The organism is Cupriavidus sp. KK10 (assembly GCF_018223725.1).
Classification (GTDB): Bacteria; Pseudomonadota; Gammaproteobacteria; order Burkholderiales; family Burkholderiaceae; genus Cupriavidus; species Cupriavidus necator.
Map to the genome: position 1 here is coordinate 3059271 of NZ_CP073677.1, position 13871 is coordinate 3073141.

Genomic DNA, 13871 nt, shown 5'->3' on the forward strand with positions numbered 1-13871 from the left:
GCGCGCTATTCGTCCTCTTCCGCGCCGCCCTGCCAGCTGCCGGCGCTGTCGGCTTCGATAGCCGCCAGCGCGCCCGCCGCACGCTGCAGCGCGGGCAGCAATTGCAGCACCTTGTCGCGCGTCACGCGCATCACCGGAGCCTGCAGCGCCAGCCCCAGGTTGGACTTGCCGCCATCCGCGGCCGGCACCAGCACGCCGATGCAGACCAGCCCCGGCAGGAACTCTTCATCGTCCATCGCGTAGCCGTCGCGCTTCACGCGCTCCAGTTCGGCTTCCAGCTGCGCGTGGTCGGTCAGCGTGTTCTGCGTGTAGCGTTCCAGCTCCACGTTGGCCAGCAGCCGCTGGCGCTGCGCCGGCGCCAGTTGCGCCAGGAACAGCTTGCCCGTGGCCGAACAGTGCGCCGGCACGCGCGAGCCCGGATGCAGGTAGAAGCGCAGCGGCGCCGCCGTTTCCACGCGATCCAGGTACAGCACCTCGCCGCCGGAGAACGCGGTCAGGTTGCAGCTCTCGCCCACCTCTTCCACCAGCCGGCGCAGCACCATGTGGCGCGCACCGTGCGAGGTGCTGTTGAGCAACAGGTTCTCCGCCAGCCGGCGCAGCCGCAGGCCGGTGCCGTATTGCCGCCCGTCGCCGTTGCGCTGGATCAGGCCCGCGGCCTCGAGCTGCTGCAGCATGCGGTGCAGCGTGGGCTTGGGCAGGCCGGTTTCTTCCACCAGCGCCTGCAGGTTGAAGGACTGGTCCTTCTCCGCGATGACTTCGAGCAGGCCGAACAAACGCAGTGCCGGCGTGTCCCCATCCGGCTTGGCGTCACTTTTGGCGAGGCGCATATCGTTCATGCCTGGCTCCATCATAGGTAAGTTTCATTTTCAGAGTCAAATCATATCAATTATCGAAACTTCTGGTTGACCTTCCCCGGCGAACGGCCTACATTCCAGTGAAAGAACAATTTTTCGGAACTTCTGGTTCCAGTTTTTTAAGCGATCACCGGAGACAAGTCGACATGTACGGATAGGCCATCCCTGCCCGGGATTGCAAATACTGAACGACCACGGCCCCAGGCTGGCAATTACTGCCCTGCCACCTATACCAAGAGAAGCCGTGGCGCCTGCCTTAAACGCTGTACTGGCTGCAACGCAGTACCGACAGCAAGCGCAGCACAGGAGACACAACATGATCCAACAACCAGAGTCCGGCAACGGGCTATCCCACGGCCTGAAGCAACGCCACATGACCATGATCGCCCTGGGTGGCGTGATCGGCGCAGGCCTCTTTGTCGGCAGCGGCGTCGTCATCAAATCCGCCGGCCCGGCCGCGGTCCTTTCCTTCCTGATCACCGGGCTGCTGGTGGTGCTGGTGATGCGCATGCTGGGCGAGATGGCCTGCGCCATGCCCGGCAGCGGCGGTTTCTATGAGTATGCACGCGAAGCCTGGCGCGACCGCCCGGCAGTGGGCAACCTGGCCGGCTTCCTGACCGGCTGGATGTACTGGTATTTCTGGGTCATCGTGGTGGCGCTGGAAGCCGTGGCCGGTGCCGACCTGGTGCGCTACTGGCTGCCCGACGTGCCCAACTGGATCATCAGCCTGGTGCTGCTGGTGATGCTGACGCTGACCAACCTGGTATCGGTCAAGTCCTTCGGCGAGTTCGAGTTCTGGTTCGCATCGATCAAGGTGGCCGCGATCATAGTGTTCCTGTTCATCGCCGGCGTCTATGTGCTGGGCCTGGCCCCCGGGTCCCATGGCATGGAGGTGGCCAACCTGACCGCCAACGGCGGCTTCATGCCGCACGGCATTGTCCCGGTGCTGACCGGCGCGGTAGCCGCCACCGGCTTCTACTTCGGCGCCGAGATCGTCACCATCGCCGCTGCCGAGACCGCCGAGCCGCAGAAGGCGGTGGCCAAGGCCACCAGCTCGGTGATCACGCGCGTGCTGGTGTTCTATGTGGGTTCAATCCTGCTGGTAGTCTGCCTGGTGCCGTGGAACTCCACCAGCATCGCCACGCCGTACGTCAGCGCGCTGAACGTGATGGGCGTGCCGGCGGCCGCGCAGATCATGAACGCGATCGTGCTGACCGCGGTGCTGTCGGCGCTCAACTCGGGCCTGTATGCCTCGTCGCGCATGCTGTTCGCGCTGACCCGCCGTGGCGACGCCCCCAAGTCGCTGGCCCGCGTGAGCCGCAACGGCGTGCCGGTGCGCGCCATCCTGGTGGCAACCCTGTTCGGCTACGGTGCGGTGGTGATGTCCTATGTCTCGCCGGATACGGTCTTTGCCTTCCTGGTGAATTCGTACGGTACGGTGGCGATCTTCGTCTACATCCTGATCGCGATCTCGCAGCTGCGCCTGCGTTCCCGCCTGGAGCGCGAAGCGCCGGGCCAGCTGCGCGTGCGCATGTGGTGCTACCCGTACCTCACCTACGTGGCGATCGTCGGCATGATCGGCATCGTGGTGGCGATGGCTTTCATCCCCGACCAGCGCACGCCGCTTGCGCTGGGTGTGGTGAGCCTGGGCATCCTGCTGGTGGCCTACGCCGCGCGGCAACTGTTTCGAGGTAGCGCGGATCCGGTAGTGCCGCTGGCGGAGATGCCACGCCCGGACCTGCACGAGTATTGATGACTGACCATGACTGACGTGGCGCGCCGGTGCAGTATGCTGGCGCGCTTCGCCGTCAAGGCAACGCCCCCTGCCCCATGAGCCTGAAGTCTCCCACCACCCTCTGGTCCCAGCTGTTCCAGCAGCATACCCACTCGGGTCTGAGCCTGCAGGGCAAGATCCGCCAGATGCTGGTCTCGGCCATCCTTGACGAGCAGTTGCCGCAGGGCGAGCCGCTGCCCAGCAGCCGCGAGCTGTCGGCGCAGCTGCGCGTGGCGCGCAATACGGTGGTGCTGGCCTACCAGCAGCTGGTCGATGAAGGCTACCTGGTGGCGCGCGAGCGCAGCGGCTACTTCGTCAACCCGGAGATCCTGGGCACGCGCGTGAGCGGCGTGGCCTCGCTGCGCGGCGAGGCGGTGCCCGCCCGCTCGGGCGAGCCGGACTGGGAGCGGCGCTTTGTGTTCCGCCCCACGCAGCAGCGCAATATCGTCAAGCGCGCCAACTGGCGCGACTATCCCTACCCCTTCATCTACGGCCAGTACGACCCGGTGCTGTTCCCCACCGCGGACTGGCGCGAATGCTGCCTGAAGGCGCTCAGCGTGCTCGACATCCACGACTGGGCCCAGGACATGATCCTGCGCGACGACGAATCCCTGGTGCAGCAGATCCGCACCCGCGTGCTGCCGCGCCGCGGCGTGTGGGCCGGCGCCGACGAGATCGTGGTGACCGTGGGCGCGCAACAGGCGCTGTACCTGCTGGCCGACCTGCTGGTCAGCCCCGACACGCCGGTGGGCATCGAGGATCCCGGCTATCCTGACGCACGCAATATCTTTGGCTCGCACACCTCCCACCTGGTGCCGCTACCGGTCGACGGCGACGGCCTGACCCTGTCTGACGCACAGCGCGCCTGCGACTACGTCTACGTGACCCCGGGCCACCAGTGCCCCACCACCGTCACCATGCCGCTGGCGCGCCGCCAGGCCCTGCTGCGCCAGGCCGAGGAAGCTGACTTCGTGCTGATCGAGGACGACTACGAAAGCGAAAGCCGCTTCGAAGGCGACCCCACCCCCACGCTCAAAAGCCTGGACCGCAGCAACCGCGTGATCTATGTCGGCAGCCTGTCCAAGAGCCTGGCGCCGGGGCTGCGCATCGGCTATATCGTCGGGCCGGCGACACTGATCGCCGAGCTGCGCGGCGCGCGGCGGCTGATGCTGCGGCACCCGTCGGCCTATATCCAGCGCGCGTTCTCGCTGTTCCTGTCGCTGGGCCACTATGACGCGCACCTGCGCCGGCTGGCGGCCGCGCACCGCGAGCGCGCCGAAGCGGTGCTGGCGGCGCTGGCCACGCATATGCCTGACTTCCGCGCGGTGCCGATCGCCGGCGGCGCCTCATGCTGGATCGAGGGGCCACCATGGCTCGATGCCGATGCGCTGGCGCGGCTGGCCGAGCTGCAGGGCGTGCTGATCGAGCCCGGCAGCGTCTTCTTCATGGCCGAGCCCGCGCCGCGCAACGGCTTCCGGCTGGGCTACTCGTCGATCTCGCTGGACCGCATCGAGCCCGGCATCCGCGTGCTGGCGGGCGTGGCGCGTGAGCTGCAGGCCACCGCCAGCGGCACCACAACCATCGCCGCCGTCACTTCCCGGGTCCGTCCCGCGGCCTGAGCCGGCCCGCGGCGGTGTCTCCCGCCGCTGGCCCAAGCGATTGTCCCGAACTGGCGCTACAGCGCCGCGCGTGGCTTCCCTATCCTCGAGTCATGGCCAGTTCCCCACGGACCGGCAGACAACACTCAGGAGACCAACCCATGTCCAAGGACAACACCGCCACCGGCATCGAACTGCTGCAGGCCTTCAACGACGCTTGGAACCGCCACGACATCGAGGCCCTGATGCGCTTCATGGCCGATGACTGTGCCTTCCACGGCGTGGCCGGGCCCGACCTGCTGGGCCGCAGCTTTATCGGCCGCGAGGCAGTGCGCGAAGGCTTCCAGCTGGCCTGGCAGACCTTCCCCGACGCGCAGTGGGTCGATGGCGACCACTTTGTCGTGGGCGACCGCGGCGTGAGCGAATCCACCTTCCGCGGCACCCGTGCCGACGGCGCCCGGATCGAGGCGCGCATGGTGGACGTGTTCACCTTCCGCGACGGCAAGATCGCGGTCAAGAACGCGTACCGCAAGGATCGCCCGCCCGTCGTAGCGCCCGCAGCCTGACCGAGGAGACGCGCCATGCAAGCCGTAGCCCCCCGCAGCAGCCTCCTTGCCGGTGAGCAGTCCACCGCGCCCACCCGGCCGTACGACCCCGCCTACGATCCCCTGCACACCCCCACCCCCGGTCACGGCCGCGAATACGCGCCCACCTACTGGATCGGCACCGCGGGCGAACCGCCTGCCGACGACGGCCCGATCACGCATGACATCGACGTCGATGTGGCCATCATCGGCTCGGGCTTCACCGGCCTGACCTGCGCCATCTTCCTGGCACAGGAATATGGCATCAAGGCCACCGTGCTCGAAGCCAACCGCGTCAGCTGGGGCTGCAGCACACGCAACGGCGGCCAGGCGCAATGCGCGTCCGGGCGGCTCAAGCGCTCGCAGTGGATCCAGCGCTACGGCCTGGACACCGCGCTGCGCCTACATGAAGAAATCTGCGACGGTATGGAGACCTTCAAGGGCCTGATCCAGGACATCAACTGCGACCCGCAGCCTGGCGGCCACCTGTATATCGCGCACCGCGCCAAGGTGATGCCGGCGCTGGAGAAGGAAGCCAAGCTCCTGCGCGAAGTCTTCAAGTACGACGCACGGATCATGGACGCCGACACCGTGCGGCGCGAGTATGTCGACGACAAGGAAGCCGCGGGCGCCATGCATGAGCCCGAAGGCATCGGCATCCACGCCGGCAAGCTCGCCTTCGGCTACCTGCGCCGCGCGCGCGAGCTGGGCGCCAAGGTGCATCCGTCCAGCCCGGTGACCGGCTGGGAAACGCGCAACGGCGTGCACTACCTGCGCACCCCCGGCGGCATCGTGCGCGCTCGCGCCGTGGGCGTGGCCACCGGCGGCTATACCTCGCAAACGCTGCACCGCGAGCTGAAGAACCGGCTGTTCCCGATCCTGTCGAACTCCATCGTCACGCGCCCGCTCACGGCCAGCGAACTGGCCGCGTGCAACTTCCGCACCACGCAGGTCATCACTGACACCCGCATCCTGCGCCACTACTACCGCCTGATGCCGGACGGCCGCCTGCAGATCGGCAGCCGCAGCGCCATCACCGGCAACGACGCGCCGCAGGAGCAGTACAAGCAAAAGCTGATCGGCGACATGCACCGCAAGTTCCCTGCGCTGCAGGGGATCCAGGTCGATTACTCGTGGTGGGGCTGGGTCGATGTCAGCCACGACATGATGCCGCGCATCACCCAGCCGGATCCGGCCCAGTCGATCTACTACGCCATGGGCTACGGCGGCAATGGCGTGATGTACTCCGCGCAGGCTGGCAAGCGGCTGGCGGCGTTGATTGCTGGTAAGGCGTCGGCGCTACCGGAGTTGCCGATCTTTCGCTCGCCGCTACCGTTCCCGAATGTGCGGGAGATGGTGGAGTCGCAGATGTTTGCGCCGTTCCGAAGGATGGGGCAGCGGGTGCTTTACCACTGGTATCACTTGAAGGATGACGTGCTTTGAGGAATGTGGTCGGGCGGCTGCATCGAGGACGCCGGCAACGCGATAGCAGGCCTTCGCGCACTGCCGGTTTGCTCCCCTCTCCCATTTATGGGAGAGGGGAGCAAACCGGCAGCGCCTCCCATCCTTGTCGGACCCCCACCGACACCCAAACCGGACCCCGCCGCCTCCACAGCCAGCACAGCGCCGCAGTATGATTCCCAAGTCTCCCGCCCCGGGAGCATCGCGGCCGCCCGCTGGCCGCAGTGCATCAGGAGGCACGCTTGGACCCAGCCCGGCCCCCGCAGGCTGAACCCGCCCCCGCCGGCGACCTGATCGTCGCCCGCCCGGAGGGCCTGTATTGCCCACCGGGCGACTTTTATATCGATCCCTGGCGCCCGGTCGAGCGCGCCGTCATCACCCATGCCCACTCTGACCACGCCCGTTTCGGCCACGCCCATTACCTGTGTGCGGAACCCGGCCGCGGCGTATTGCTGGCGCGCCTGCCCGGCATCGACCTCAATACCCTGCCCTACGGCAAGCGCATCCGCCACCACGGCGTCACGCTGAGCCTGCATCCGGCCGGCCATGTGCTGGGCTCGGCCCAGTTGCGCGTGGAATACGGCGGGCAGGTCTGGGTCGCCTCCGGCGACTACAAGCTCGAAGCCGACGGCACCTGCGACCCGTTCGAGCCGGTGCCGTGCGATACCTTCATCACCGAAAGCACCTTCGGCCTGCCGATCTACCGTTGGCCGCCGCAGGCCGCGCTGATGGCGGAGATCTTCCACTGGTGGCAAACCAACGCGCAGGCCGGCCGCGCCAGCATCGTCTACGCCTACACCTTCGGCAAGGCCCAGCGCATCCTGCACGGCCTGCTGCGCCATGCCGGCGCCGACGGCATGCCGGGCCCGGTGATCGTGCACGGCGCGCTGACCACGCTCAATGCGGCCTATGCCGAAGCCGGCGTGGCGCTGCCGCCGATGGCACTGGCTTCAGATTTGCCGCCGCGGAGCCCGCTGCTGCACCAGGCGCTGGTGGTGGCGCCGCCTTCGGCGCAGCGCTCACCATGGCTGCGGCGCTTTGGCGATGCGTCCGACGCCTTTGCCAGCGGCTGGATGCAGTTGCGCGGCACGCGCCGGCGCCGCGGTGTCGATCGCGGCTTTGCGCTGTCCGATCACGCGGACTGGCCGGGACTGCTCAGCGCCATCGAGGGAACTGGAGCCGGGCGCATCATCGTGACCCACGGCAATGTGCCGGTGATGGTGCGCTACCTGAACGAACGCGGCTGGCAGGCACAGGCGTTCGAGACCGAATACGGCGACGACGACGAATCCGCGCGCAACGAAGCGCAGTCGGCGGACACCGAAGAGAAGCCAGACGCCGGCAACGAAGAGCCCGCGCCATGAAAGCCTTCGCCGACCTCTACGCCGCGCTCGACGGCACCACCTCGACCAAGGCCCGCCTCGCCGCGCTGATCGACTACCTGCGCGTGGCGCCGCCGGAAGACGCCGCCTGGGCGGTCTATTTCCTCGCCGGCGGCAAGCCGCGCCAGATCGTGCCGGTCTCGCTGCTGCGCGAACTGGCGCGCCAAGCCGCCGAGCTGCCCGACTGGCTGTTCGAGGAAAGCTACCAGGCCGTCGGCGATCTCGCCGAGACCATCGCCCTGCTGCTGCCCGAGCCAATGGACGCCGACCACGCCGGCCTGGCCGAATGGGTCGAACAGCGGCTACTGCCGCTGCGCGGCCTGCCGCCCGAAGCGCTGATGCCGCGTCTCGATGCGCTGTGGCGGCCGCTCGACGCGCACGGCCGGCTGGTCCTGTTCAAGCTGATCACCGGCGCCTTCCGCGTGGGCGTATCGCGGCTGCTAGTGACGCGCGCGCTCGGTGAAGTGGCCGGTATCGACCCCAAGCGCGTGGCCGAGCGCATGGTCGGCTACACCGACCTGTCCGCGCGTCCCGATGCCGCGCACTTCCTGGCACTGATCGCACCGGAAGGCGACGACCACCGCGAACTGCGCGGGGGCGGCCAGCCCTACCCATTCTTCCTCGCGCATCCGCTGCAGGCGCCGCTCGAAGAGTTCGATAGCGTCTTGGGCACCACGGAAAACTGGCTGGTCGAATGGAAATGGGACGGCATCCGCGCACAACTGGTCCGTCGCGGCGGCCAGGCCTGGCTGTGGTCGCGTGGCGAGGAACTGATCACCGAACGCTTTCCGGAAATCCTGGAAGCGGCCGGGCAACTGCCGGACGGCACCGTGCTCGACGGCGAGATCGTGGTCTGGCAACAGGGCCGCGTGCAGCCCTTCGCGCTGCTGCAGCAGCGCATCGGCCGCAAGACGCTGAGCGCGAAGCTGCTGCGCGAGGCGCCTGCCATCCTGATGGCCTATGACCTGCTCGAATGGCACGGCGCTGACTGGCGCACCCGACCAGAGGCCGAGCGTCGCGCGCGACTGGAACAAGTGGTGGCGGACTACGTCCACCCTTCGCTCGAACTCAGCCCGCTGGTGGAGGCCGAGAGCTGGGAACACTTCGCGCGGCTGCGCGATGCCTCACGCGAACTCGGCGTCGAAGGTTTCATGCTGAAGGCCGCCAGCGCGGCCTACGGCGCGGGCCGCACCAAGGACGTAGGCATCTGGTGGAAGTGGAAGATCGACCCCTACTCGGTCGATGCGGTGCTGGTCTACGCGCAGCGCGGGCACGGCCGCCGCGCCAGCCTCTATACCGACTTTACCTTCGCGGTCTGGAACGCCCCGCCCGGCACGCCCGGCCGCGCGCTGGTGCCGTTCGCCAAGGCATATTCCGGCCTGACCGATGAAGAGATGCGCGCGGTCGACGCGATCGTGCGCCGGACCACGGTAGAGAAATTCGGCCCGGTGCGCAGCGTGGAGCCCACGCAGGTATTCGAGCTCGGCTTCGAGGGCATCGCCCGCAGCGGCCGGCACAAGAGCGGCATTGCGGTGCGCTTTCCGCGCATGCTGCGCTGGCGCACCGACAAGCCAATCGAAGAAGCCGATACGCTGGCCACGCTGGAAGCGATGCTGCCGGGCGCCGCCGCGCCGCGGGAGGATGCGGCATGAGTCCGCCGCGCGCCGCGCGCAAGCCGGCGGAAGACACCGCTACCGAACCTCTGGCCGTCGCGCAGGGCCTGTCGGCGCTGTTCGACGCGCGCGGCTGGCAACCATTCGCCTTCCAGCGCGAGGTGTGGACCGCGATCGCGCGCGGCCAGAGCGGGCTGCTGCATGCCACCACCGGTACCGGCAAGACTTATGCGGCATGGCTGGGCGCGCTGATGGCGTTCGGCACGACGCGCGCGGCGCCGTCCCACGACAAACCCGCGCCGCCGCTGACGGTGCTGTGGCTCACGCCGATGCGCGCCCTCGCCGCCGACACCACGCGCGCCTTGCAGGCGCCGCTGGCCGAGCTGGACCTCGACTGGACCGTGGCGCTGCGCACCGGCGATACCGGCAGCGCCGAGCGCGCCGCACAGCAGCGTCGGCTGCCGACCACGCTGGTCACCACGCCCGAAAGCCTGACGCTGATGCTGACACGCGCCGATGCCCAGGAGACCCTGCGGCGCGTGCGCATGGTGGTGGTCGACGAATGGCACGAACTGCTCGGCAACAAGCGCGGCGTGCAGGTGCAGCTGGCGCTGGCGCGGCTGCGGCAGTGGCAGCCGGCGCTGATGGTGTGGGGGCTGTCGGCCACGCTCGGCAACCTGCCGCATGCGGCCGACGTGCTTCTGTCCGGCGTGCCCGAGGAGCAGCGCGTGCTGGTGCACGGGCATACGCCCAAGAAACTGGTGATCGACACGCTGCTGCCCAACAACGCCAGCCGCTTCCCGTTTGCCGGCCACCTGGGCCTGTCGATGCTTCCTCATGTCGTTGAAGAGCTGGCGCACAGCGGCACCACGCTGGTGTTCCTCAACACCCGCTCCCAGGCCGAGCTGTGGTACCAGGCGCTGCTCGACGCGCGCCCGGACTGGGCCGGCGAGATCGCGCTGCACCACGGCTCGCTTGATCGTGGCGTGCGTGAATGGGTCGAACTGAACCTGAAGAACGGGATGTTGCGCGCGGTGGTATGCACCTCCAGCCTCGACCTTGGCGTGGACTTCCTGCCGGTTGAGCGCGTGCTGCAAGTCGGCTCGCCCAAGGGCGTGGCGCGGCTGCTGCAGCGTGCGGGCCGCTCCGGCCACGCGCCGGGCCGCGCTTCGCGCGTGACGGTGGTACCCACGCACAGCCTGGAACTGGTCGAAGCGGTGGCCGCGCGGCATGCGGTACAGGCCGGCCGCATCGAAGCGCGCGAGTCGCCCGACAAGCCGCTCGACGTGCTGGTGCAGCACCTGGTGACGGTGGCGCTCGGCGGCGGCTTCCGCCCGGAAGCGCTGCTGGCCGAGGTGCGCTCGGCGTGGGCCTCCCGCAACCTGACTGACGAGGAGTGGCAGTGGTGCCTGGACTTTGTGCGCCAGGGCGGCGCCACGCTGTCGGCCTATCCGGACTTCCGCCGCGCGGTGCCGGACGAGGCAGGCGTCTGGCGCGTGCCGGACGTGGGGCTGGCGCGGCGCCACCGCATGAGCGTGGGCACAATCGTCAGCGACGCCACCATGCAGGTGCGCTACTGGAGCCGCGCGGGCAGCGGCGGCGCCTCGCTCGGCTCGGTCGAGGAAGGCTTTATCGCACGGCTGGCGCCGGGCGACTGCTTCCTGTTCGGCGGGCGCTTGCTGGAACTGGTGCGGGTGCAGGAGATGACCGCCTACGTGCGGCGCGCTACCGGCAAGCGCCCGGTGGTGCCACGCTGGAATGGCGGCAAGATGCCGATGTCGACCGAACTGGCCGAAGCCGTGATTGATACGCTTGAAGCCGCCGCCGCGGGCCGGCTCGATCCGCGCACCACGCCGGAGCTGCCGCTGATCCAGCCGCTGGTGGATCTGCAGGCGCAATGGTCGGCCCTGCCCACCCGCCAGACGTTGCTGGCCGAATCGCTGCACTCGCGTGAGGGCTGGCATCTGTTCCTGTACCCGTTCGCCGGCCGCTCGGTCCATCTGGGGCTGGGCAGCCTGCTGGCGTGGCGGCTGGGGCAGAAGGTACCGGCCACGTTCTCGGTCGCGGTCAACGACTACGGGCTCGAGTTGCTGGCGTCGGCGCCGCTGGACTGGGCCCACTGGCTGCCGCAGGTGCTGGCCGAGGAGCGCCAGCGCGACCTGGCCGCCGACGTACTGGGCAGCCTCAATGCGGGCGAGCTGTCGCTGCGGCGCTTCCGCGAGATCGCGCGCATTGCCGGGCTGATCTTCCAGGGCTATCCCGGCGCACCCAAGAGCGCGCGCCAGTTGCAGGCCTCGTCGAGCCTGTTCTACGAGGTGTTCCGCAAGCACGACCCCCGCAACCTGCTGCTGGGCCAGGCCGAGCGCGAGGTGCTGATGCAGGAGCTGGATGCGCACCGGCTCGCCGATACGCTGGAGCGCCTGTCGGCGCTGAAGCTCGACCTGCATGAACTGAAGCGGCCCACGCCGCTGTCCTTCCCGCTGGTGGTGGAATTTCTGCGCGAGAAGCTGAGCACCGAGAAGCTGGCCGACCGCATCGCCCGCATGCTGGCCGACCTGGAACTGGCGGCAGGTCCGGAGCCAGGCGAAGCGGAAAGCATGCCGGCCGAGGCAGTGGCGCAAGCCGCCAGATTCGGCATGGCCGACCACGCCGGCCCGTCCGGGCGCACGCCGCGCAAGCCGCGCCGCGTGCGCAAGCCTTCGAAGCCGTTGCCGCTGCTATGAAACCGGATGCCCGCACATTGGAAGCGCACGGCGCGTTCGCCGTGACGGCCGTCGGCGAGACGTTGTGGCTGCTGCCCGAGCATGCGATCTGGTGGCCTGCGGCAGGCATGCTGATGGTGGCGGATGTCCATTTCGGCAAGGCCGCGGCGTTCCGTGCGCTGGGGCAGCCGGTGCCGCACGGCACCACCGGCGACAACCTGGCGCTGCTGACACGGCTGACCCGGCAACTGCCAGTGGATGAGCTGGTCTTCCTCGGCGACTTCCTGCACGCGCGTGCCGCCCGTACGCAGGCGGTGCTACGGGCGCTGGACGACTGGCGTCACAGCCTGCTGCCGCAGGTCTGCTGCACGCTGGTGCGCGGCAACCATGATGCGCGCGCCGGCGACCCGCCTGAGTCCCTCGACATCTCCGTGGTGACCGAGCCCGCCGTGGCGGGCCCCTTCGCGCTATGTCATATGCCCGGCGCTTCTGCACAGGGCTATGTACTGGCCGGCCACCTGCATCCGGCCTGCCGCCTGCGCGGCGCTGGCGCAGACAGCCTGCGCCTGCCCTGCTTCCTGTTCGGCCCGCACGGCGCCATTCTGCCCGCCTTTGGTGCCTTCACCGGCCACGCCACCGTTCGGCCGCAACCGGACGAGCACGCCTATGTGGTCGGCGGCGGCCGGGTCTGGCCTGTTGGGCCTGCCAGACGTCCGGCTCAGAACAGCGTATAGCCACCGTCGATCACAAAGGTATCCCCCGTGTGGTATGCGGAAGCCGGGCTCATCAGGTAGACCGCGATGCCGGCGAAGTCGCTGCCCTCGCCCCAGCGGCGCATCGGCACGCGCTTGTGCACCATTTCCTGGAAGACATCGTTGCCCTGGGCCACGCTGGTCATCTCGGTCTTGATCCAGCCCGGCAGGATAGAGTGCGCGCGGATGCCCTTGCGCGCGTACTCCACCGCCAGCCCCCGCATCATCGAGATCACGCCACCCTTGGTGGCAGCATAGTGCTCGGAGCGCGGCGCGCCTTCAATGGCCGCGACCGAGGCCGTGCTGCACAGCACGCCGCCCTCGCCCTGCACCAGCATCTGCCGCACCGCGGCGCGCAGCGTGAAGAAGGCACCGTCCAGGTTGACGCGCATGGTCCTGCGCCAGGCCTCGGTCGGCATCTGGTCGAACGGCCCCTTGTTGCCGCTGCCCACGCCGGCATTGGCAAAGCAGCCATCAATGCGCCCCAGCGCCGCCACCGTGCGCTCCATTGCAGCATCGACCGCCTCCTCGTCGCCGACGTCGCAAAGCTCAGTATGCACCTTGCGCCCATGCTGGGCCAGGCGGTCGGCGGCGGCAGCGTTCTTGGCGGCATTCGTGCCCCAGATCGCGATATCGGCGCCGGCCGCGGCCAGCCCTTCGGCAATGCCCAGGCCGATGCCGCCGTTGCCGCCGGTCACCAGTGCCACTTTGCCGCTCAGGTCGAATGGATGCCTTGTCATGTGATTGTCTCCTTGGGTGGTGGGACATTCTTCACATGGCAAAGCGTTCAAGGCGTCGTCGGAATGGATGAAATCGCCGAGGCAGGTGACGGGCGCCAGGCAGGCCATTGCCACCGGATCGGCGGGACGGCCAGCCGGTGAATGCGCATTTGACGTCCTTATATGAACACCGCCCGGATGCCAAGGTAAATTGAAGGGCTTTGGCTTGTAGGTATGGGTTGCTGTCTTATATCCGACCTTGCTGCAGGAACGTGCCTGCGGGCCTTGATGGAATCAGCCGGGAGCGTCCCCATCTCCCACGACGGGCTGTAAGCCGCTTGGATGTCATCGGGTTTGCGTTCCCGCGGTCCGACCTAGTTTGCCATCACACCTTATCTCCTTACCCTGTGCAACCCTGAAGGTATTCGTTTG

At 68.3% G+C, this 13871-nt stretch carries 10 protein-coding genes; 8 read left to right on the forward strand and 2 right to left on the reverse strand.

Annotated elements, in window-relative coordinates:
* Positions 1-5: 5 nt before the first annotated feature.
* Complete coding sequence (locus tag KB879_RS14485) at positions 6-836, reverse strand: IclR family transcriptional regulator (RefSeq protein WP_013953486.1); 831 nt, start codon at positions 834-836, stop codon at positions 6-8.
* 334 nt (positions 837-1170) lie between these two features.
* Here KB879_RS14485 and KB879_RS14490 point away from each other — a divergent pair, with 334 nt between their 5' ends.
* From KB879_RS14490 to pdeM, 8 genes are all read left to right on the forward strand, one after another.
* Positions 1171-2607 carry an amino acid permease gene (locus tag KB879_RS14490; RefSeq protein WP_013953487.1) on the forward strand — a complete coding sequence of 479 codons (1437 nt, stop codon included), beginning with the start codon at positions 1171-1173 and terminating at the stop codon, positions 2605-2607.
* Positions 2608-2684: 77 nt separating this feature from the next.
* Positions 2685-4247 carry a PLP-dependent aminotransferase family protein gene (locus tag KB879_RS14495; RefSeq protein ID WP_013953488.1) on the forward strand — a complete coding sequence of 521 codons (1563 nt, stop codon included), beginning with the start codon at positions 2685-2687 and terminating at the stop codon, positions 4245-4247.
* Between the two features lie 140 nt (positions 4248-4387).
* A complete protein-coding gene (locus KB879_RS14500; RefSeq protein WP_013953489.1) occupies positions 4388-4792 on the forward strand; it encodes a nuclear transport factor 2 family protein in 405 nt (134 codons plus the stop codon).
* 15 nt (positions 4793-4807) lie between these two features.
* Positions 4808-6253, forward strand: coding sequence for an FAD-binding oxidoreductase (locus KB879_RS14505; RefSeq protein ID WP_013953490.1), 1446 nt, complete (start codon positions 4808-4810; stop codon positions 6251-6253).
* A gap of 260 nt (positions 6254-6513) precedes the next feature.
* Complete coding sequence (locus KB879_RS14510; RefSeq protein WP_249221307.1) at positions 6514-7635, forward strand: ligase-associated DNA damage response exonuclease; 1122 nt, start codon at positions 6514-6516, stop codon at positions 7633-7635.
* On the forward strand, positions 7632-9305 hold the full coding sequence (locus KB879_RS14515; RefSeq protein WP_013953493.1) for an ATP-dependent DNA ligase: 1674 nt from the start codon (positions 7632-7634) through the stop codon (positions 9303-9305). The genes KB879_RS14510 and KB879_RS14515 overlap by 4 nt, the downstream gene beginning before the upstream one ends.
* Positions 9302-11989: a ligase-associated DNA damage response DEXH box helicase gene (locus tag KB879_RS14520; RefSeq protein ID WP_211981885.1), complete on the forward strand. Its 2688-nt coding sequence runs from the start codon at positions 9302-9304 to the stop codon at positions 11987-11989. The genes KB879_RS14515 and KB879_RS14520 overlap by 4 nt, the downstream gene beginning before the upstream one ends.
* On the forward strand, positions 11986-12702 hold the full coding sequence (pdeM, locus tag KB879_RS14525) for a ligase-associated DNA damage response endonuclease PdeM (RefSeq protein WP_013953495.1): 717 nt from the start codon (positions 11986-11988) through the stop codon (positions 12700-12702). The genes KB879_RS14520 and pdeM overlap by 4 nt, the downstream gene beginning before the upstream one ends.
* On the opposite strand, the gene KB879_RS14530 is transcribed toward pdeM, so the two are convergent.
* Positions 12687-13460, reverse strand: a complete 774-nt coding sequence (locus tag KB879_RS14530; RefSeq protein ID WP_013953496.1) for an SDR family NAD(P)-dependent oxidoreductase — start codon at positions 13458-13460, stop codon at positions 12687-12689. The genes pdeM and KB879_RS14530 overlap by 16 nt on opposite strands.
* Positions 13461-13871 lie beyond the last annotated feature (411 nt).

Bases quoted from the DNA above. Each gene is read 5' to 3' on its own strand.
- KB879_RS14515 (WP_013953493.1), top strand. From the start codon at position 7,632: ATGAAAGCCTTCGCCGACCTCTACGCCGCGCTCGACGGCACCACCTCG.
- KB879_RS14490 (WP_013953487.1), top strand. From the start codon at position 1,171: ATGATCCAACAACCAGAGTCCGGCAACGGGCTATCCCACGGCCTGAAG.
- KB879_RS14495 (WP_013953488.1), top strand. From the start codon at position 2,685: ATGAGCCTGAAGTCTCCCACCACCCTCTGGTCCCAGCTGTTCCAGCAG.
- pdeM (WP_013953495.1), top strand. From the start codon at position 11,986: ATGAAACCGGATGCCCGCACATTGGAAGCGCACGGCGCGTTCGCCGTG.
- KB879_RS14505 (WP_013953490.1), top strand. From the start codon at position 4,808: ATGCAAGCCGTAGCCCCCCGCAGCAGCCTCCTTGCCGGTGAGCAGTCC.
- KB879_RS14520 (WP_211981885.1), top strand. From the start codon at position 9,302: ATGAGTCCGCCGCGCGCCGCGCGCAAGCCGGCGGAAGACACCGCTACC.
- KB879_RS14500 (WP_013953489.1), top strand. From the start codon at position 4,388: ATGTCCAAGGACAACACCGCCACCGGCATCGAACTGCTGCAGGCCTTC.
- KB879_RS14530 (WP_013953496.1), bottom strand. From the start codon at position 13,460: ATGACAAGGCATCCATTCGACCTGAGCGGCAAAGTGGCACTGGTGACC.
- KB879_RS14485 (WP_013953486.1), bottom strand. From the start codon at position 836: ATGAACGATATGCGCCTCGCCAAAAGTGACGCCAAGCCGGATGGGGAC.